The sequence below is a fragment of the Citrobacter sp. T1.2D-1 genome (assembly GCF_950098555.1).
Lineage (GTDB): Bacteria > Pseudomonadota > Gammaproteobacteria > Enterobacterales > Enterobacteriaceae > Citrobacter_A > Citrobacter_A telavivensis.
Genome location: NZ_CATNHH010000022.1, coordinates 1 through 18,671, shown reverse-complemented (window position 1 = coordinate 18,671; position 18,671 = coordinate 1). Strand labels below are relative to the sequence as shown.

General features: G+C 51.6%; 31 protein-coding genes. 25 read left to right on the top strand and 6 right to left on the bottom strand.

Annotation, left to right across the window (positions count from 1 at the left end):
- Window positions 1-13 precede the first annotated feature (13 nt).
- The 18 genes from rplE (at window position 14) to arfA (ending at window position 9,025) form a co-directional block, all read left to right on the top strand.
- The gene (rplE, locus tag QQZ17_RS16000) at window positions 14-553 is read left to right on the top strand and encodes a 50S ribosomal protein L5 (RefSeq protein ID WP_001096206.1); all 540 of its coding nucleotides are present in this window, start codon (window positions 14-16) and stop codon (window positions 551-553) included.
- Between the two features lie 14 nt (window positions 554-567).
- The gene (gene rpsN / locus QQZ17_RS15995; protein WP_001118929.1) at window positions 568-873 is read left to right on the top strand and encodes a 30S ribosomal protein S14; all 306 of its coding nucleotides are present in this window, start codon (window positions 568-570) and stop codon (window positions 871-873) included.
- Between the two features lie 33 nt (window positions 874-906).
- Complete coding sequence (gene rpsH, locus QQZ17_RS15990) at window positions 907-1,299, top strand: 30S ribosomal protein S8 (protein ID WP_000062611.1); 393 nt, start codon at window positions 907-909, stop codon at window positions 1,297-1,299.
- Window positions 1,300-1,311: 12 nt separating this feature from the next.
- Window positions 1,312-1,845, top strand: coding sequence for a 50S ribosomal protein L6 (gene rplF / locus QQZ17_RS15985; RefSeq protein WP_012135817.1), 534 nt, complete (start codon window positions 1,312-1,314; stop codon window positions 1,843-1,845).
- A 9-nt stretch (window positions 1,846-1,854) separates the two neighbouring features.
- Window positions 1,855-2,208: a 50S ribosomal protein L18 gene (rplR, locus tag QQZ17_RS15980; RefSeq protein WP_000358956.1), complete on the top strand. Its 354-nt coding sequence runs from the start codon at window positions 1,855-1,857 to the stop codon at window positions 2,206-2,208.
- A gap of 14 nt (window positions 2,209-2,222) precedes the next feature.
- Window positions 2,223-2,726, top strand: a complete 504-nt coding sequence (gene rpsE, locus QQZ17_RS15975) for a 30S ribosomal protein S5 (protein ID WP_000940121.1) — start codon at window positions 2,223-2,225, stop codon at window positions 2,724-2,726.
- Window positions 2,727-2,729: 3 nt separating this feature from the next.
- On the top strand, window positions 2,730-2,909 hold the full coding sequence (rpmD, locus tag QQZ17_RS15970; protein WP_001140434.1) for a 50S ribosomal protein L30: 180 nt from the start codon (window positions 2,730-2,732) through the stop codon (window positions 2,907-2,909).
- 3 nt (window positions 2,910-2,912) lie between these two features.
- Window positions 2,913-3,347 carry a 50S ribosomal protein L15 gene (rplO, locus tag QQZ17_RS15965; protein ID WP_001238917.1) on the top strand — a complete coding sequence of 145 codons (435 nt, stop codon included), beginning with the start codon at window positions 2,913-2,915 and terminating at the stop codon, window positions 3,345-3,347.
- 7 nt (window positions 3,348-3,354) lie between these two features.
- Entirely contained in the window at window positions 3,355-4,686 is a 1,332-nt protein-coding gene (gene secY, locus QQZ17_RS15960; RefSeq protein WP_001118864.1) for a preprotein translocase subunit SecY, read from the top strand.
- A 31-nt stretch (window positions 4,687-4,717) separates the two neighbouring features.
- Window positions 4,718-4,834, top strand: coding sequence for a 50S ribosomal protein L36 (rpmJ, locus tag QQZ17_RS15955; protein ID WP_000868187.1), 117 nt, complete (start codon window positions 4,718-4,720; stop codon window positions 4,832-4,834).
- Window positions 4,835-4,980: 146 nt separating this feature from the next.
- The gene (rpsM, locus tag QQZ17_RS15950; RefSeq protein ID WP_046490351.1) at window positions 4,981-5,337 is read left to right on the top strand and encodes a 30S ribosomal protein S13; all 357 of its coding nucleotides are present in this window, start codon (window positions 4,981-4,983) and stop codon (window positions 5,335-5,337) included.
- Between the two features lie 16 nt (window positions 5,338-5,353).
- Entirely contained in the window at window positions 5,354-5,743 is a 390-nt protein-coding gene (gene rpsK, locus QQZ17_RS15945; RefSeq protein WP_001029684.1) for a 30S ribosomal protein S11, read from the top strand.
- Between the two features lie 33 nt (window positions 5,744-5,776).
- Window positions 5,777-6,397 (top strand): 30S ribosomal protein S4, encoded by a 621-nt coding sequence (gene rpsD, locus QQZ17_RS15940; protein ID WP_000135226.1) that lies wholly within the window; start codon window positions 5,777-5,779, stop codon window positions 6,395-6,397.
- Between the two features lie 25 nt (window positions 6,398-6,422).
- Window positions 6,423-7,412 carry a DNA-directed RNA polymerase subunit alpha gene (locus QQZ17_RS15935; RefSeq protein WP_001162094.1) on the top strand — a complete coding sequence of 330 codons (990 nt, stop codon included), beginning with the start codon at window positions 6,423-6,425 and terminating at the stop codon, window positions 7,410-7,412.
- A gap of 40 nt (window positions 7,413-7,452) precedes the next feature.
- Window positions 7,453-7,839 carry a 50S ribosomal protein L17 gene (rplQ, locus tag QQZ17_RS15930; protein WP_001216372.1) on the top strand — a complete coding sequence of 129 codons (387 nt, stop codon included), beginning with the start codon at window positions 7,453-7,455 and terminating at the stop codon, window positions 7,837-7,839.
- Between the two features lie 107 nt (window positions 7,840-7,946).
- Window positions 7,947-8,315 (top strand): DnaJ family domain-containing protein, encoded by a 369-nt coding sequence (locus QQZ17_RS15925; protein WP_152400212.1) that lies wholly within the window; start codon window positions 7,947-7,949, stop codon window positions 8,313-8,315.
- A 10-nt stretch (window positions 8,316-8,325) separates the two neighbouring features.
- On the top strand, window positions 8,326-8,751 hold the full coding sequence (gene zntR / locus QQZ17_RS15920) for a Zn(2+)-responsive transcriptional regulator (RefSeq protein WP_152400210.1): 426 nt from the start codon (window positions 8,326-8,328) through the stop codon (window positions 8,749-8,751).
- 55 nt (window positions 8,752-8,806) lie between these two features.
- The gene (gene arfA / locus QQZ17_RS15915; RefSeq protein ID WP_152400208.1) at window positions 8,807-9,025 is read left to right on the top strand and encodes an alternative ribosome-rescue factor ArfA; all 219 of its coding nucleotides are present in this window, start codon (window positions 8,807-8,809) and stop codon (window positions 9,023-9,025) included.
- On the opposite strand, the gene mscL is transcribed toward arfA, so the two are convergent.
- From mscL to def, 5 genes are all read right to left on the bottom strand, one after another.
- The gene (gene mscL / locus QQZ17_RS15910) at window positions 9,022-9,432 is read right to left on the bottom strand and encodes a large-conductance mechanosensitive channel protein MscL (RefSeq protein WP_152400205.1); all 411 of its coding nucleotides are present in this window, start codon (window positions 9,430-9,432) and stop codon (window positions 9,022-9,024) included. The genes arfA and mscL overlap by 4 nt on opposite strands.
- A gap of 141 nt (window positions 9,433-9,573) precedes the next feature.
- On the bottom strand, window positions 9,574-10,950 hold the full coding sequence (trkA, locus tag QQZ17_RS15905; protein WP_284554143.1) for a Trk system potassium transporter TrkA: 1,377 nt from the start codon (window positions 10,948-10,950) through the stop codon (window positions 9,574-9,576).
- Between the two features lie 21 nt (window positions 10,951-10,971).
- Window positions 10,972-12,261: a 16S rRNA (cytosine(967)-C(5))-methyltransferase RsmB gene (gene rsmB, locus QQZ17_RS15900; RefSeq protein ID WP_152400203.1), complete on the bottom strand. Its 1,290-nt coding sequence runs from the start codon at window positions 12,259-12,261 to the stop codon at window positions 10,972-10,974.
- A gap of 52 nt (window positions 12,262-12,313) precedes the next feature.
- Window positions 12,314-13,261: a methionyl-tRNA formyltransferase gene (gene fmt, locus QQZ17_RS15895; protein ID WP_152400201.1), complete on the bottom strand. Its 948-nt coding sequence runs from the start codon at window positions 13,259-13,261 to the stop codon at window positions 12,314-12,316.
- Window positions 13,262-13,275: 14 nt separating this feature from the next.
- A complete protein-coding gene (def, locus tag QQZ17_RS15890) occupies window positions 13,276-13,785 on the bottom strand; it encodes a peptide deformylase (RefSeq protein WP_042326273.1) in 510 nt (169 codons plus the stop codon).
- A gap of 129 nt (window positions 13,786-13,914) precedes the next feature.
- On the opposite strand from def, the gene dprA reads away from it, so the two are divergent.
- The 6 genes from dprA to QQZ17_RS15860 are packed head-to-tail and all read left to right on the top strand — an operon-like array spanning window position 13,915 to window position 17,707.
- Window positions 13,915-15,039: a DNA-protecting protein DprA gene (gene dprA, locus QQZ17_RS15885; RefSeq protein ID WP_152400199.1), complete on the top strand. Its 1,125-nt coding sequence runs from the start codon at window positions 13,915-13,917 to the stop codon at window positions 15,037-15,039.
- A complete protein-coding gene (gene smg / locus QQZ17_RS15880; protein WP_012908442.1) occupies window positions 15,011-15,484 on the top strand; it encodes a DUF494 family protein Smg in 474 nt (157 codons plus the stop codon). The genes dprA and smg overlap by 29 nt, the downstream gene beginning before the upstream one ends.
- Before the next feature lie 26 nt (window positions 15,485-15,510).
- The gene (locus tag QQZ17_RS15875) at window positions 15,511-16,068 is read left to right on the top strand and encodes a DNA topoisomerase family protein (protein WP_152400197.1); all 558 of its coding nucleotides are present in this window, start codon (window positions 15,511-15,513) and stop codon (window positions 16,066-16,068) included.
- A complete protein-coding gene (tsaC, locus tag QQZ17_RS15870; RefSeq protein ID WP_152400196.1) occupies window positions 16,058-16,630 on the top strand; it encodes an L-threonylcarbamoyladenylate synthase type 1 TsaC in 573 nt (190 codons plus the stop codon). The genes QQZ17_RS15875 and tsaC overlap by 11 nt, the downstream gene beginning before the upstream one ends.
- Before the next feature lie 4 nt (window positions 16,631-16,634).
- Window positions 16,635-17,453, top strand: a complete 819-nt coding sequence (aroE, locus tag QQZ17_RS15865) for a shikimate dehydrogenase (RefSeq protein WP_152406210.1) — start codon at window positions 16,635-16,637, stop codon at window positions 17,451-17,453.
- On the top strand, window positions 17,450-17,707 hold the full coding sequence (locus QQZ17_RS15860; RefSeq protein ID WP_152400193.1) for a DUF1488 domain-containing protein: 258 nt from the start codon (window positions 17,450-17,452) through the stop codon (window positions 17,705-17,707). Before aroE ends, QQZ17_RS15860 begins: the two co-directional genes overlap by 4 nt.
- On the opposite strand, the gene QQZ17_RS15855 is transcribed toward QQZ17_RS15860, so the two are convergent.
- Window positions 17,683-18,237, bottom strand: coding sequence for a gamma carbonic anhydrase family protein (locus QQZ17_RS15855; protein WP_152400191.1), 555 nt, complete (start codon window positions 18,235-18,237; stop codon window positions 17,683-17,685). The two genes, QQZ17_RS15860 and QQZ17_RS15855, sit on opposite strands and share 25 nt — an antisense overlap.
- A gap of 26 nt (window positions 18,238-18,263) precedes the next feature.
- Here QQZ17_RS15855 and QQZ17_RS15850 point away from each other — a divergent pair, with 26 nt between their 5' ends.
- Window positions 18,264-18,431, top strand: coding sequence for a hypothetical protein (locus tag QQZ17_RS15850; RefSeq protein WP_178824669.1), 168 nt, complete (start codon window positions 18,264-18,266; stop codon window positions 18,429-18,431).
- Window positions 18,432-18,671 lie beyond the last annotated feature (240 nt).

The window sequence follows — 18,671 nt, the reverse complement described above, 5'->3', positions numbered from 1 at the left end:
TTGGAGTAGTACGATGGCGAAACTGCATGATTACTACAAAGACGAAGTAGTTAATAAACTCATGACTGAGTTTAACTACAATTCTGTCATGCAAGTCCCTCGGGTCGAGAAGATCACCCTGAACATGGGTGTTGGTGAAGCGATCGCTGACAAGAAACTGCTGGATAACGCAGCAGCTGACCTGACAGCAATCTCCGGTCAAAAACCGTTGATCACCAAAGCACGCAAATCTGTTGCAGGCTTCAAAATCCGTCAGGGCTATCCGATCGGCTGTAAAGTAACTCTGCGTGGCGAACGCATGTGGGAGTTCTTTGAGCGCCTGATCACTATTGCTGTACCGCGTATCCGTGACTTCCGTGGCTTGTCCGCTAAGTCATTCGATGGTCGTGGTAACTACAGCATGGGTGTCCGTGAGCAGATCATCTTCCCAGAAATCGACTACGATAAAGTCGACCGCGTTCGTGGTTTGGATATTACCATTACCACTACTGCGAAATCTGACGAAGAAGGCCGTGCTCTGCTGGCTGCCTTTGACTTCCCGTTCCGCAAGTAAGGTAGGGTTACTGAATGGCTAAGCAATCAATGAAAGCACGCGAAGTAAAACGCGTAGCTTTAGCTGATAAATACTTCGCGAAACGCGCTGAACTGAAAGCGATCATCTCTGATGTGAACGCTTCCGACGAAGATCGTTGGAACGCTGTTCTTAAGCTGCAGTCTCTGCCGCGTGATTCCAGCCCGTCTCGTCAGCGTAACCGCTGCCGTCAAACAGGTCGTCCACATGGTTATGTGGGCAAGTTCGGGTTGAGCCGTATCAAGTTACGTGAAGCCGCAATGCGCGGTGAAGTACCAGGCTTGAAAAAGGCTAGCTGGTAATTGTCACCAATTGAATCACGGGAGTAAAGACAGATGAGCATGCAAGATCCGATCGCGGATATGCTGACCCGTATCCGTAACGGTCAGGCCGCGAACAAAGCTGCGGTCACCATGCCTTCCTCCAAGCTGAAAGTGGCAATTGCCAACGTGCTGAAGGAAGAAGGTTTTATTGAAGATTTTAAAGTTGAAGGCGACACCAAGCCGGAACTGGAACTGACTCTTAAGTATTTCCAGGGTAAAGCTGTTGTAGAAAGCATTCAGCGTGTCAGTCGCCCAGGTCTGCGCATCTACAAACGTAAAGATGAGCTGCCGAAAGTTATGGCGGGTCTGGGTATCGCGGTTGTTTCTACCTCTAAAGGTGTTATGACTGATCGTGCAGCGCGCCAGGCTGGTCTTGGTGGCGAAATTATCTGCTACGTAGCCTAATCGGAGGAAAAAATGTCTCGTGTTGCTAAAGCACCGGTCGTTGTTCCTGCCGGCGTTGATGTAAAAATCAACGGTCAGGTTATTACGATCAAAGGTAAAAACGGCGAGCTGACTCGTACTCTCAACGATGCTGTTGAAGTTAAACATGCAGATAATGCACTGACCTTCGGTCCGCGTGATGGTTACGTAGACGGTTGGGCTCAGGCTGGTACCGCGCGTGCCCTGCTGAACTCAATGGTTATCGGTGTTACCGAAGGCTTCACTAAGAAGCTGCAGCTGGTTGGTGTAGGTTATCGTGCAGCGGTTAAAGGGAACGTAGTAAACCTGTCTTTAGGTTTCTCGCATCCAGTTGACCATCAACTGCCGGCAGGGATTACTGCAGAATGTCCGACTCAAACTGAAATCGTGCTGAAAGGCGCTGATAAGCAGGTAATCGGCCAGGTTGCAGCAGATCTGCGTGCCTACCGTCGTCCTGAGCCTTACAAAGGCAAGGGTGTTCGTTACGCCGACGAAGTCGTGCGTACCAAAGAGGCTAAGAAGAAGTAAGGTAACACTATGGATAAGAAATCTGCTCGTATCCGTCGTGCGACCCGCGCACGCCGCAAGCTCAAAGAGCTGGGCGCAACTCGCCTGGTGGTACATCGTACCCCGCGTCATATTTACGCACAGGTAATTGCACCGAACGGTTCTGAAGTTCTGGTAGCTGCTTCTACTGTAGAAAAAGCTATCGCTGAACAACTGAAGTACACCGGTAACAAAGACGCGGCTGCAGCTGTGGGTAAAGCTGTCGCTGAACGCGCTCTGGAAAAAGGCATCAAAGATGTGTCCTTTGACCGTTCCGGGTTCCAATATCATGGTCGTGTCCAGGCACTGGCAGATGCTGCCCGTGAAGCTGGCCTTCAGTTCTAAGGTAGAGGTGTAAGATGGCTCACATCGAAAAACAAGCTGGCGAACTGCAGGAAAAGCTGATCGCGGTAAACCGCGTATCTAAAACCGTAAAAGGTGGTCGTATTTTCTCCTTCACAGCTCTGACTGTAGTAGGCGATGGTAACGGTCGCGTTGGTTTTGGTTACGGTAAAGCGCGTGAAGTTCCAGCAGCGATCCAGAAAGCGATGGAAAAAGCCCGTCGCAATATGATTAACGTCGCGCTGAACAACGGCACCCTGCAACACCCGGTTAAAGGTGTTCACACGGGGTCTCGTGTATTCATGCAGCCAGCTTCCGAAGGTACCGGTATCATCGCCGGTGGTGCAATGCGCGCCGTTCTGGAAGTTGCTGGGGTTCATAACGTTCTGGCTAAAGCATATGGTTCCACCAACCCGATCAACGTGGTTCGTGCAACTATTGATGGCCTGGAAAATATGAATTCTCCAGAAATGGTCGCTGCCAAGCGTGGTAAATCCGTTGAAGAAATTCTGGGGAAATAAACCATGGCAAAGACTATTAAAATTACTCAAACCCGCAGTGCAATCGGTCGTCTGCCGAAACACAAGGCAACGCTGCTTGGCCTGGGTCTGCGTCGTATTGGTCACACCGTAGAGCGCGAGGATACTCCTGCTGTTCGTGGTATGGTCAACGCGGTTTCCTTCATGGTTAAAGTTGAGGAGTAAGAGATGCGTTTAAATACTCTGTCTCCGGCCGAAGGCTCCAAAAAGGCGGGTAAACGCCTGGGTCGTGGTATCGGTTCTGGCCTCGGTAAAACCGGTGGTCGTGGTCACAAAGGTCAGAAGTCTCGTTCTGGCGGTGGCGTACGTCGCGGTTTCGAGGGCGGCCAGATGCCTCTGTATCGTCGTCTGCCGAAATTCGGCTTCACTTCTCGTAAAGCAGCGATTACAGCCGAAGTTCGTCTGTCTGACCTGGCTAAAGTAGAAGGCGGTGTTGTAGACCTGAACACGCTGAAAGCGGCTAACATTATCGGTATCCAGATCGAGTTCGCGAAAGTGATCCTGGCTGGTGAAGTCACTACTCCGGTAACTGTTCGTGGTCTGCGTGTTACTAAAGGCGCTCGTGCTGCTATCGAAGCTGCTGGCGGTAAAATCGAGGAATAAGTAGCAGATGGCTAAACAACCGGGATTAGATTTTCAAAGTGCCAAAGGTGGCTTAGGCGAGCTGAAACGCAGACTGCTGTTTGTTATCGGTGCGCTTATTGTGTTCCGTATTGGCTCTTTCATTCCGATCCCTGGTATTGATGCCGCTGTCCTTGCCAAACTGCTTGAGCAACAGCGAGGCACCATCATTGAAATGTTTAACATGTTCTCTGGTGGTGCTCTCAGCCGTGCTTCTATCTTTGCCCTGGGTATTATGCCGTACATTTCGGCATCAATTATTATCCAGCTGCTGACGGTGGTTCACCCAACGTTAGCGGAAATCAAGAAAGAAGGGGAGTCTGGTCGTCGTAAGATCAGCCAGTACACCCGCTACGGTACTCTGGTGCTGGCAATATTCCAGTCGATCGGTATTGCTACCGGTCTGCCGAATATGCCTGGTATGCAAGGTCTGGTTATGAACCCAGGCTTTGCATTCTATTTCACCGCTGTTGTTAGTCTGGTCACAGGGACAATGTTCCTGATGTGGTTGGGCGAACAGATTACTGAACGTGGTATCGGTAACGGTATCTCGATCATTATCTTCGCCGGTATTGTCGCGGGACTCCCGCCAGCCATTGCCCATACTATCGAGCAAGCGCGTCAAGGCGACCTGCACTTCCTCGTGTTGCTGTTGGTTGCAGTATTAGTATTTGCAGTGACGTTCTTTGTTGTATTTGTTGAGCGTGGTCAACGCCGCATTGTGGTAAACTACGCGAAACGTCAGCAGGGTCGTCGTGTCTATGCTGCACAGAGCACACATTTACCGCTGAAAGTGAATATGGCGGGGGTAATCCCGGCAATCTTCGCTTCCAGTATTATTCTGTTCCCGGCAACCATCGCGTCATGGTTCGGGGGCGGTACTGGTTGGAACTGGCTGACAACAATTTCGCTGTATTTGCAGCCTGGGCAACCGCTTTATGTGTTACTCTATGCGTCTGCAATCATCTTCTTCTGTTTCTTCTACACGGCGTTGGTCTTCAACCCGCGTGAAACAGCAGATAACCTGAAGAAGTCCGGTGCATTTGTACCAGGGATTCGTCCGGGAGAGCAAACGGCGAAGTATATCGATAAAGTAATGACCCGCCTGACTTTGGTTGGTGCGCTCTACATTACCTTTATCTGCCTGATCCCGGAGTTCATGCGTGATGCAATGAAAGTACCGTTCTACTTCGGTGGGACCTCACTGCTTATCGTTGTTGTCGTGATTATGGACTTTATGGCTCAAGTGCAAACTCTGATGATGTCTAGTCAGTACGAGTCTGCATTGAAGAAGGCGAACCTGAAAGGCTACGGCCGATAATTGGTCGCCCGAGAAGTTACGGAGAGTAAAAATGAAAGTTCGTGCTTCCGTCAAGAAATTATGCCGTAACTGCAAAATCGTTAAGCGTGATGGTGTCATCCGTGTGATTTGCAGTGCCGAGCCGAAGCATAAACAGCGCCAAGGCTGATTTATTCGCATATTTTTCTTGCAAAGTTGGGTTGAGCTGGCTAGATTAGCCAGCCAATCTTTTGTATGTCTGTACGTTTCCATTTGAGTATCCTGAAAACGGGCTTTTCAGCATGGTGCGTACATATTAAATAGTAGGAGTGCATAGTGGCCCGTATAGCAGGCATTAACATTCCTGATCAAAAACATGCAGTGATCGCGTTAACGTCGATCTACGGCATCGGTAAGACCCGTTCTAAAGCCATTCTGGCTTCAGCGGGTATCGCTGAAAATGTTAAGATCAGTGAGCTGTCTGAAGGACAAATCGACACGCTGCGTGACGAAGTTGCCAAATTTGTCGTTGAAGGTGATCTGCGCCGTGAAATCAGCATGAGCATCAAGCGCCTGATGGATCTTGGTTGCTATCGCGGTTTGCGTCATCGTCGTGGTCTGCCAGTGCGCGGTCAGCGTACTAAGACCAACGCACGTACCCGTAAGGGTCCGCGCAAACCGATCAAGAAATAATCGGGGTGATTGAATAATGGCAAAGGCACCAATTCGTGCACGTAAACGTGTAAGAAAACAAGTCTCTGACGGCGTGGCTCATATCCATGCTTCTTTCAACAACACCATCGTGACTATCACTGATCGTCAGGGTAACGCGCTGGGTTGGGCAACAGCCGGTGGTTCCGGTTTCCGTGGTTCTCGCAAATCTACTCCGTTCGCAGCTCAGGTTGCAGCAGAGCGTTGCGCTGACGCCGTAAAAGAATACGGTATCAAGAATCTGGAAGTTATGGTTAAAGGTCCGGGTCCAGGCCGCGAATCTACTATTCGTGCTCTGAACGCCGCTGGTTTCCGCATCACTAATATTACTGATGTGACTCCGATCCCTCATAACGGTTGTCGTCCGCCGAAAAAACGCCGCGTATAACGCTTCGTTTTCCAGGTTTGTTGGAGAAAGAAAATGGCAAGATATTTGGGTCCTAAGCTCAAGCTGAGCCGTCGTGAGGGCACCGACTTATTCCTTAAGTCTGGCGTTCGCGCGATCGATACCAAGTGTAAAATTGAACAAGCTCCTGGCCAGCACGGTGCGCGTAAACCGCGTCTGTCTGACTATGGTGTGCAGTTGCGTGAAAAGCAAAAAGTTCGCCGTATCTACGGTGTGCTGGAGCGTCAGTTCCGTAACTACTACAAAGAAGCAGCACGTCTGAAAGGCAACACCGGTGAAAACCTGTTGGCTCTGCTGGAAGGTCGTCTGGACAACGTTGTATACCGTATGGGCTTCGGCGCCACTCGTGCAGAAGCACGTCAGCTGGTTAGTCATAAAGCGATTATGGTAAACGGTCGTGTTGTTAACATCGCTTCTTATCAGGTTAGTCCGAATGACGTTGTTAGCATTCGTGAGAAAGCGAAGAAGCAGTCTCGCGTGAAAGCCGCTCTGGAGCTGGCTGAGCAGCGTGAAAAGCCAACCTGGCTGGAAGTTGATGCTGGCAAGATGGAAGGTACGTACAAGCGTAAGCCTGAGCGTTCTGATCTGTCTGCGGACATTAACGAACACCTGATCGTCGAGCTTTACTCCAAGTAAAGCTTAGTACCAAAGAGAGGACACAATGCAGGGTTCTGTGACAGAGTTTCTAAAACCGCGCCTGGTAGATATCGAGCAAGTGAGTTCGACGCACGCCAAGGTGACCCTTGAGCCTTTAGAGCGTGGCTTCGGCCATACTCTGGGTAACGCACTGCGCCGTATTCTGCTCTCATCGATGCCGGGTTGCGCGGTGACCGAGGTTGAGATTGATGGTGTACTACATGAGTACAGCACCAAAGAAGGCGTTCAGGAAGATATCCTGGAAATCCTGCTCAACCTGAAAGGGCTGGCGGTGAGAGTTCAGGGTAAAGATGAAGTTATTCTTACCTTGAATAAATCTGGCATTGGCCCTGTGACTGCAGCCGACATTACCCATGATGGGGATGTCGAAATCGTCAAGCCGCAGCACGTGATCTGCCACCTGACCGATGAGAACGCGTCTATTAGCATGCGTATCAAAGTTCAGCGCGGTCGTGGTTATGTGCCGGCTTCTACCCGAATTCATTCGGAAGAAGATGAGCGCCCAATCGGCCGTCTGCTAGTCGACGCATGCTACAGCCCTGTAGAGCGTATTGCCTACAATGTTGAAGCAGCGCGTGTAGAACAGCGTACCGACCTGGACAAGCTGGTCATCGAAATGGAAACCAACGGCACAATCGATCCTGAAGAGGCGATTCGTCGTGCGGCGACCATTCTGGCTGAACAACTGGAAGCTTTCGTTGACTTACGTGATGTACGTCAGCCGGAAGTGAAAGAAGAGAAACCAGAATTCGATCCGATCCTGCTGCGCCCTGTTGACGATCTGGAATTGACTGTCCGCTCTGCTAACTGCCTTAAAGCAGAAGCTATCCACTATATCGGTGATCTGGTACAGCGTACTGAGGTTGAGCTTCTTAAGACGCCTAACCTTGGTAAAAAATCTCTTACTGAGATTAAAGACGTGCTGGCTTCCCGTGGACTGTCTCTGGGCATGCGCCTGGAAAACTGGCCACCGGCAAGCATCGCTGACGAGTAACCGGATCACAGGTTAAGGTTTTACTGAGAAGGATAAGGTCATGCGCCATCGTAAGAGTGGTCGTCAACTGAACCGCAACAGCAGCCATCGCCAGGCTATGTTCCGCAACATGGCAGGTTCACTGGTTCGTCATGAAATCATCAAGACGACCCTGCCTAAAGCGAAAGAGCTGCGTCGCGTAGTTGAGCCGCTGATTACTCTTGCCAAGACTGATAGCGTAGCTAATCGTCGTCTGGCATTCGCCCGCACTCGTGATAACGAGATCGTGGCAAAACTGTTTAACGAGCTGGGCCCGCGTTTTGCGAGCCGCGCCGGTGGTTACACTCGCATTCTGAAGTGTGGCTTCCGTGCAGGCGACAACGCGCCGATGGCTTACATCGAGCTGGTTGATCGCTCTGAGTCGAAAGCAGAAGCTGCTGCAGAGTAATCTGTAGTAACGTAAAGAAACCCGCTCCGGCGGGTTTTTTTATATCCGCAGTACCCCCACTTATCTACAATATCTGTACTCTTTTTGTTCATCCCCTGGAGTCTTCTATGTGGTTACTGGACCAGTGGGCAGAGCGCCATATCACTGATGCACAGAGAAAAGGTGAATTCGAGAATCTTCATGGTACTGGCGAGCGGCTGGTTCTGGATGATGATTCACATGTGCCTGTTGAGCTGCGGGCAGGTTATCGCTTACTGAAAAATGCCGGCTGTCTGCCGCCCGAGCTGGAGCAGCGAAAAGAAGCCATCCAGTTACTGGATCTGCTGAAAGGCCTTAGGCAGGATGATCCTCAGTATCAGGAAGTGAGCCGGCGTTTGTCACTTCTGGAACTGAAGCTGCGGCAGGCTGGCCTAAGCACTGAATTTTTACGCGGTGAGTACGCAGATAAATTGCTGCATAAGATTAACGATAATTAAGGACGTGGGCATGTATCGCATTGGTGAGTTAGCAAAGCTGGCGGAAGTAACCCCTGATACGATCCGCTATTATGAAAAGCAGCAGATGATGGAACATGAGGTGCGCACGGAAGGGGGATTCCGGTTATATACGGAAAAGGATCTTCAGCGGCTTAAGTTCATCCGCTATGCCCGGCAGCTCGGATTTACCCTTGAGTCGATCCGTGAGTTATTGTCGATCCGCATTGATCCCGAACATCATACCTGTCAGGAGTCAAAAGGGATCGTGCAGGACAGACTGAAAGAAGTCGAAGCGCGTATTGCCGAACTGCAAAGTATGCAGCGTTCATTACAGCGTCTGAACGATGCCTGCTGCGGTACTGCGCACAGCAGCGTGTACTGCTCAATCCTTGAAGCCCTGGAGCAGGGTGCCAGTGGAGTGAAGTCGGGCTGTTGATTTATCAGACTGGTGGGACTACACTCCCGCCGTTAAACCACAAACTGGAGCTATTATGAGTCGTTATCAGCATACGAAAGGGCAGATAAAGGACAATGCCATTGAGGCATTATTACATGACCCACTATTCAGACAGCGTGTTGAAAAGAACAGGAAAGGCAAAGGGAGTTATTTACGCAAAGGGAAACACGGTAATCGGGGTAACTGGGAGGCCAGTGGCAAGAAAGTGAATCACTTTTTTACCACTGGCCTTCTGCTTTCTGTGGTCTGTTAAGAACGACTATTCTGTTCTTTGAGCAGGTCACGGATCTCAGTGAGCAAGACTTCCTCTTTCGTTGGCGCAGGTGCAGCAGCCGGTTCTTCTTTCTTACGATTGAGTTTGTTAATGAGCTTAATTGCCATGAAAATAGCAAATGCCACAATCACAAAGTCGAAAATGTTCTGAATAAACACACCATAATGCATCACAACGGCAGGGATATCTCCCTGCGCATCGCGCAGCGTCACGGCAAACTGTTTAAAATCGATCCCGCCAATTAGCAAACCCAGCGGCGGCATAATGATATCGGCAACCAGTGACGATACAATTTTACCGAATGCCGCACCGATAATGACACCCACCGCCAAATCGACAACATTCCCGCGCATCGCAAATTCGCGAAACTCTTTAATAATGCTCATTATATTCTCCCTATGCAGCTGACGTTAATAAGTTTAACAAATGTTAAGGCATTTTCCATTTAAGTATTCAGATTAATAGTGCTAATTAAGCCTTGATAACTCAGGGGATTTAAAAGGGTGCGAATAATGCACCCTTCAAAGTTAAAGGAAGAAAGGACTTGGCTGGAATAAGCGTTCGACGTCGGTAATAAACTTTTTATCCGTCAGGAACATAATGACGTGATCGCCTTGTTCGATGCGTAAGTTATCATTGGCAATCATCACATCGTTACCACGCACTACGGCACCAATAATCGTACCCGGCGGCAGCTTGATCTCGTCTATAACCCGACCCACAACGCGCGAAGTACTTTCATCGCCGTGAGCGACGGCTTCAATAGCTTCCGCGGCACCACGACGCAATGAAGAGACACCAACGATATCTGCTTTTCGCACATGGCTGAGGAGAGCGGAGATTGTCGCCTGCTGAGGAGAGATCGCAATATCAATGACGCTACCCTGGACGAGGTCGACATACGCGCGACGTTGAATCAGGACCATTACCTTCTTCGCCCCCATTCGCTTGGCCAACATTGCTGACATAATGTTAGCTTCATCGTCGTTGGTGACGGCAATGAACAGATCGACCTGATCGATATGTTCTTCAGCCAGCAACTCCTGATCCGAGGCGTCGCCAAAGAAGACGATCGTATTCTGCAGTTTTTCAGCCAGTTCGGCAGCGCGCTGTTGATCGCGTTCGATCAATTTCACACTGTAATCTTTCTCAAGACGACGCGCCAGACCGGCCCCTATGTTACCGCCGCCAACCAGCATGATGCGCTTGTAAGGTTTTTCGAGACGTTGCAACTCGCTCATCACCGCACGAATGTGTTGGGAGGCGGCAATAAAGAAGACTTCGTCACCCGCTTCCACAATGGTGGAGCCCTGCGGGCGAATCGGTCTGTCATGACGGAAAATCGCCGCAACGCGGGTATCGATATGCGGCATATGTTCCCGCATCGTTGAGAGTGCGTTGCCGATCAGTGGGCCACCATAATAGGCTTTTACCACTGCCAGGCTCACTTTACCTTCCGCAAAGTTGACGACCTGTAACGCGCCTGGATACTCGATCAGTCGATAAATACTGTCGATGACGAGCTGCTCGGGCGCGATCAGATGATCGATAGGGACGGCTTCTGAGTGGAACAGTTTGTCCGCATCACGAACATAATCAGGGGAGCGGATACGGGCGATTCGGTTTGGCGTGTTGAACAGCGAATAGGCCACCTGGCAGGCAACCATATTCGTTTCATCGGAGCTGGTCACGGCAACCAGCATATCCGCATCATCCGCACCGGCTTCGCGCAACACGCGTGGGTGTGAACCATGCCCCTGAACGACACGCAGATCGAACTTGTCCTGCAGGCTGCGCAGACGTTCACCGTTGGTATCGACCACAGTGATGTCGTTGTTCTCGCCGACCAGGTTCTCTGCCAGCGTTCCCCCCACTTGTCCTGCGCCCAGAATGATTATTTTCATCAGTCGCGACCCGTTATCCCATCACTTTTTGATTAGCTTAGCGTAAAAGAAGCCGTCACCGTCTTCTGCACCCGGCAGATTTTGTAGACCCGGCGCCTCAGGCGTTCCTGTCTCGCTAAGCGTGGCGTCCGTCGTACGCTGTAAGAAGGCGCGAACCTGCTGGCTGTTCTCTTCCGGTAACACTGAACAAGTGGCATACACCAGCGTGCCGCCAGATTTCAAATGTGGCCAGACGGCATCGAGAATTTCAGCCTGTAGCTTTGCCAGTTCTGCAATATCGCGATCGCGGCGTAGCCATTTGATATCTGGATGGCGACGGATAACCCCGGTTGCGGAACAGGGCGCATCTAACAGTATGCGATCAAACTGCTGTTCACCACACCACTGAGCAGGATAACGCCCATCACCCTGTTTGACCGTTGCTTTCATCCCGAGACGTTTCAGGTTGTCATAAACGCGGGAGAGTCGTTGTTCATCCACATCGACTGCCAGCACGTCTGCTTCGGGGGCGGCTTCGAGGATGTGGGTAGTTTTACCGCCTGGCGCTGCACACAGATCTAAAATGTGCTCGCCGTTTTGCGGCGCAAGGAAGGCGACGCACCCCTGAGCGGAGGCATCCTGAACGGTGACCCATCCTTCATCGAATCCCGGTAGCGCATGAACCGGTGCCGGCGTTTCCAGGCGTACGGCATCGGGATAGTCAGGATGGGGGAAACCTTTCATCCCGGCGTCTTCGAGCAGTGCCAGCCAGCTGTCGCGCGAATGGTGTATGCGATTCACGCGTAACCACATCGGTGGCCGTTGATTGTTGGCATCGACAATGGCTTCCCATTGAGTGGGATACGCTTTTTGCAGGCGTTTCAGCATCCAGGAAGGATGCAGAAAACGCGCCTCGCTGTTGGCGAATTCTGCCAGCAGTTCTTCTTGTTGACGCTGAAACTGGCGCAGGACACCGTTTATCAGCCCTTTAAGCTGCGGGCGCTTTATCGCTACTGCACCTTCGACCGTCTCCGCCAGCGCAGCATGGGGAGGAATACGGGTATGCAGTAATTGATAGAATCCCACCATAATCAGGTAGTGCACGGTACGCTGTTTTCCCGTCATCGGACGGGACATCAGTTTGTTGATCAACCAGTCGAGTTGCGACAACGTACGCAGAACCCCAAAACAGAGTTCTTGTAATAGTGCTTTGTCTTTATCGGAGACTTTTTGTTGTAGCGGCGGCAGGACATTGCTCAGTGAATGCCCTTGCTCGACGACCTGTTCAACGGCCTGCGCCGCCATACTGCGTAAGTTAAGTTTCTTATTCATAACCGCAAAAATAAAAAGGCCCGGCAACACCGGGCGTAATCAGAAGTGACCGTCAGGCCAGACGGTTGCCAGGAATGAACCATTCCCGACGTGAATTTAGCAGATCCTGGGCGCTCATCGCTTTTTTCCCGGCGGGTTGTAATGAGAGCAAGTTCAGGATTCCGTTGCCAGTCGCGACCTGAATGCCTTGTTTTGTGGCTTCAAGGATGGTGCCGGGCTCTGCCTTCGTCGGCGAGTCTATCACGGATGCCTGCCAGACTTTTACCGGCTGGCCATCAATTTCCAGCCAACTCATTGGCCAGGGATTGAATGCGCGGATGCAGCGTTCCAGTTGTGCCGCAGAAAGTGACCAGTCGATGCGCGCTTCTTCTTTACTGAGCTTCTCAGCATGGGTAACCTGCGCTTCGTCCTGTACTTCCGGATTTGCACGACCTTCCGCTAGCTGCTTCAGCGTTTCAATCAGACCCTGTGGGCCCAGATCCGCCAGCTTGTCGTACAGCGTGCCGCTGGTGTCCTGCGCGGTGATGGGGCAGGCGAGTTTGTAGAGCATATCGCCTGTATCCAGACCGACGTCCATCTGCATAATGGTAACCCCCGTTTCAGCATCGCCCGCCCAGAGCGAACGTTGAATGGGGGCCGCGCCACGCCAGCGCGGCAGCAGGGAACCATGCACGTTAATGCAGCCGAGTCGCGGCATCTCCAGCACGGCTTTCGGTAGAATCAGGCCATACGCTACGACGACCATCACGTCTGCGTTCAGGTCAGAAACCAGATGCTGGTTTTCCTGTGGGCGCAAGGAGACAGGTTGGAAAACCGGAATGCCTTTTTCTTCCGCCAGGACTTTCACCGGGCTCGGCATCAGTTTTTTACCCCGCCCCGCCGGACGGTCCGGTTGGGTAAACACGCCGACGACGTGATGTCCAGAAGACAACAGCGCGTCAAGATGACGCGCTGCAAAGTCAGGTGTACCCGCGAAAATAATACGTAGTGAGTCTGACACGTTGATTCTTGTCCTTAAGCTCGTGCGTTCAGGCGGTCGAGTTTCTCAACTTTCTGACGAATACGTTGCTGTTTCAGCGGCGACAAATAATCGATAAACAGTTTACCGACCAGGTGATCCATTTCGTGCTGAATACAGATAGCCAGCAGGCCGTCGGCTTCCAGCTCAAACGGTTTACCCTCACGATCGAGTGCGCGAACTTTCACTTTCTCGGCACGTGGCACTAAAGCACGTTGTTCCGGAATAGACAGGCAACCTTCTTCAATACCGGTTTCGCCTTCTTTTTCCAGCAGTTCCGGGTTAATTAGCACCAGGCGTTCGTCGCGGTTTTCTGACACGTCAATGACGATAATTCGCTGATGAATATCAACCTGCGTTGCCGCGAGGCCAATACCTTCTTCTGCGTACATCGTCTCGAACATATCATCGACGATACGCTGAATTTCTGCATTCACTTCTTCTACCGGTTTTGCGACTTTGCGAAGACGCTCGTCCGGAATATGTAACACTTGCAAAACTGACATAGTTATCCAGAGTTGTGTTCAGGAGTTGGAAAGATTATTACCTCTATTCTAGACAAATCCCCCTCTGATTGACAGCATCAGTGACCAATCGCAAAGATTGCTAAGACTGCTTGTGGCAGGGGGATAAGGATGACCCGTACCGAAATTTGGCTACGTTTAATGGGCGTGAACGAGTTGTTCGGCGATGAGATGGTGCGCGTCGCTCACGGGCTGATAGCACAACCGCATATTGATACCGCTGTCCTGCGGCGTATGGGCTTTTCTCCCTCCCAGGCCACTCGCTTTATTACCTTTTCGCAAAACGAACTGGAAAAGACCTTTCGCTGGCTTGAGCCACCGCATCACCACTTATTACTGGCAGACAGTGAAGATTATCCCGCTCAGCTTCGTGCCATTGAAGATTACCCCGGCGCGCTTTTGGTCTCCGGCTCCTCGCAATGCCTCCATGATTTTCAACTCGCCGTGGTGGGAAGCCGAACCCCGTCCTGGTATGGCGAACGATGGGGACGGTTGTTCTGTGAGAAGCTTGCGGGCTGGGAAATCACCATTACCAGTGGTTTGGCACGTGGTATTGATGGCATCGCCCATCGGGCAGCGATCCAGTCGAAGGTGAAAAGCATTGCCGTATTAGGAAATGGTCTGCAGTCCATCTATCCCCGCCGGCATGCCGGGATGGCCGAGGCTTTACTGGAAACGGGAGGTGCGCTGGTGTCCGAATTTCCGCTACTGATGCCTCCTTTACCACGTAATTTTCCCCGCCGAAACCGTATTATCAGCGGTCTGAGTAAAGGCGTTCTGGTGGTTGAAGCGGCCTTACGCAGCGGCTCGTTGGTTACTGCACGCTGTGCGCTGGAACAAGGGCGAGAGGTGTTCGCCGTACCCGGGCCTCTCGGCAGTCCCGGAAGTGAAGGGCCGCACTGGCTGGTACAGCAGGGAGCCACACTTGTGACGGCTCCAGAGGAAATCATGGAAAATTTGCAGTATGGCTTGCATTGGCTGCCAGATGAGCCTGAAAAATCACTTTATTCACCAGATCAGGAAGACGCAGCATTGCCATTTCCCGAGCTCCTGGCTAACGTAGGAGATGAGGTAACACCTGTTGACGTCGTCGCTGAACGTGCCGGCCAACCTGTGCCAGAAGTAGTGGCTCAGCTACTCGAACTGGAGTTAGCAGGATGGATCGCAGCTGTACCCGGCGGCTATGTCCGATTGAGGAGGGCATGCCATGTTCGACGTACTAATGTATTTGTTTGAGACATATATCCACAATGAAGCTGAATTACGTGTGGATCAGGACAAACTTGAACGGGATCTTACCGACGCTGGTTTTGATCGTGAAGACATCTACAATGCGCTCCTGTGGCTGGAAAAGCTTGCTGATTATCAGGAAGGACTTGCCGAACCGATGCAGCTTGCCTCCGATCCTCTCTCTGTGCGTATTTATACCCCAGAAGAGTGTGACCGACTGGATGCCAGTTGCCGGGGATTCCTGTTATTCCTTGAACAGATCCAGGTGCTAAACCTCGAAACGCGAGAAATGGTGATTGAACGTGTGCTCGCGCTGGATACTGCAGAATTCGACCTGGAAGACCTGAAGTGGGTCATCCTGATGGTTTTGTTCAACATTCCGGGTTGTGAAAATGCATATCAGCAAATGGAAGAATTACTCTTTGAAGTGAATGAAGGTATGCTGCATTAATCAACCTTAATTCAGCATGAGTTGTTATGGCTAAATCAGCACTGTTTTCGGTGCGTAAGAATGAGCCCTGCCCACAGTGCGGGGCTGAACTGGTGATTCGCTCCGGGAAACATGGTCCGTTTCTTGGCTGCTCGCACTATCCGGAATGTGACTACATCCGTCCGTTGAAATCCTCAGCGGACGGACATATCGTCAAAGTTCTGGAGGGAAAGCATTGTCCTGTCTGCGGTGGTGAACTGGTGTTGCGCCAGGGGCGTTTTGGCATGTTTATCGGCTGCAGCAACTATCCTGAATGTGAGCATACCGAGCTCATTGATAAGCCCGATGAAACCGCAATTACCTGCCCACAATGCCAGACGGGCCATCTGGTCCAGCGGCGTTCCCGTTATGGCAAGACCTTCCACTCCTGCGATCGCTATCCGGAGTGCCAGTTTGTCATTAACTTCAAGCCGCTAGCCGGAGAGTGCCCAGAGTGCCATTATCCGCTACTCATCGAAAAGAAAACCGCGCAGGGTGTGAAGCACTTTTGCGCCAGTAAACAATGTGGAAAGCCGGTTTCGGCGGAACAAACAAGTGAAGAATAACCTGCTAACAGACCCTGTCGCAGACGCGATAGAGGTACTGAATAAAGAAAATGTCATCGCCTATCCAACAGAAGCCGTCTTTGGCGTCGGGTGCGATCCCGATAGCGAAGTGGCCGTTAATCGCCTGTTGGCCTTAAAACAGCGTCCGGTCGATAAAGGGTTAATTTTGATCGCCGCCAGTTTTGAACAGCTCAAACCGTATGTTGATGACAGTATGCTGACCAATGCCCAGCGTGATGCCGTGTTTGCGCGTTGGCCAGGTCCGGTGACTTTTGTTTTCCCCGCGCTGCCGACAACGCCTCGCTGGTTAACGGGACGCTTTGATTCACTGGCCGTGCGCGTGACGGATCATCCGCTGGTGGTCGCCTTGTGCCAGGCTTATGGCAAACCGTTGGTTTCAACCAGCGCCAACCTGAGTGGATTACCCCCTTGTCGTACGGTAGAGGAGGTCCACGCTCAGTTTGGTACCGACTTCCCGGTGGTGCCAGGAGAAACCGGCGGCCGCTTGAATCCTTCGGAAATTCGTGATGCCCTGACGGGCGAGCTGTTTCGACAGGGGTAAGATGATGGAAACCTATGCTGTTTTTGGTAATCCAATCGCGCACAGCAAATCGCCGTTTATTCATCAGCAATTTGCGCAGCAGCTGCATATTGCGCATCCGTATGGCCGTGTGCTGGCGCCTGTAAATGATTTTATTAATACCCTAAACGCGTTCTTTGCCGATGGCGGTAAAGGGGTGAACGTAACGGTGCCGTTTAAAGAAGAGGCGTTTGCCCGCGCCGATGAACTCACGGAGCGTGCTGCGCTGGCTGGTGCGGTGAATACTATCAAGCGGCTCGAAGATGGTCGTTTGCTTGGCGATAATACGGACGGCATCGGTCTGTTAAGCGATCTCGAACGCCTGTCATTTATCCTGCCGGGGCAGCGTATCCTGCTGATTGGTGCGGGTGGGGCTTCGCGTGGCGTACTGTTACCGCTGCTTTCTATGGATTGCGGGGTGACTATCGTCAACCGGACTGCATCCCGAGCGGAAGAACTGGCGCAAGTTTTTGCGCATACGGGCAGCGTGCAGGCGTTGGATCTTAATGAGCTGGAAGGGCATGAATTTGATCTGATCATCAATGCCACCTCCAGCGGTATCAGCGGTGAGATCCCGGCGATCCCGGCATCGCTTATTCGTCCGTCTGTATGTTGTTACGACATGTTCTATCAAAAGGGCAATACGCCGTTTCTCTCCTGGTGTGAACGCCAGGGGGCGAAACGTTATGCCGATGGTCTGGGGATGTTGGTGGGGCAAGCGGCCCATGCCGTTCTGCTCTGGCACGGCGTGTTGCCGGAAATTGAACCGGTGATTGCGCGGCTCAAACAGGAGTTGTCCGCATGAACCAGGCTATCCACTTCCCTGACAGGGAAGAGTGGAACATGCAGAAAGAAGCGGTCTGCTTTCCCGTGCTGGTTAATGGTATGCAGTTAATGTGCGCAATTAAGGGAGAAACGCTGGCGAATCGCTTTGGTGGTGAGACGGCGGAACAATGGCTGATCCGCTTTTGCGAACATCGCTGGGATCTGGAAGAAGAAGCAGAAGCGCTGATCCAGTCCCAGCAAGAAGACGATCACGGTTGGGTCTGGTTATCCTGAGCGAGATATTCGTCTTTCCATTTCACATAGTTTTTGGCGGAGTATTGCAGCCCCGCTTTTTCCTCCTCGGTTAGCGGCCGGATCTGTTTGACCGGACTCCCCAAATAGAGATAGCCGCTCTCCAGACGCTTGTTTTGTGGCACCAGGCTTCCCGCCCCGATCATGACGTCATCTTCTATCACCGCACCATCCAGCAGAATCGATCCCATACCGACCAGGACGCGGTTGCCGATGATGCAGCCATGCAGCATCACTTTATGCCCGACCGTCACATCTTCCCCCACAATGAGCGGATTGCCCTCAGGGTTAGAGGCGGATTTGTGCGTGACGTGCAGTACGCTACCATCCTGAATATTCGTACGCGCACCGATCGCAACGTAATTTACATCGCCACGGATCGCGACAAGCGGCCAGATCCCTACATCGTCCGCCAGGCGAACGTCGCCAATGATCACGCTGCTGCTGTCGAGCATCACACGTTGGCCTGTCTGTGGGAAAAGATCCTTATAAGGACGTAATACGTCAGACATGTTTACCTCAAGGAAAGAGAACAGTAATGATGACTTTGGTTGCATTTCCGGCCTTGCGCAAGTGCTTTAGCTATCAAAAATCCGCCACATTGCGCATGAATGGAGCGAAAGGGATGAAAAAGCAGCAAACGAAAAAAAAGATCGAAAAAAGGCTTGTGCAAAAAAATGGGATCCCTATAATGCGCCTCCGTTGAGACGACAAAGTGAAACACTTCACAAGATGGTCGTCACAACGAAGAGAAAAATCCTGAAAATCAGGGTTGACTCTGAAAGAGGAAAGCGTAACATACGCCACCTCGCGACAGAACGCTAAAGCGCGTCGCAACTGCTCTTTAACAATTTATCAGACAATCTGTGTGGGCACTCAAAGTGACATGGATTCTTAATGTCTTCGGACAATAAATGAATACCAAGTCTCAAAGAGTGAACACGTA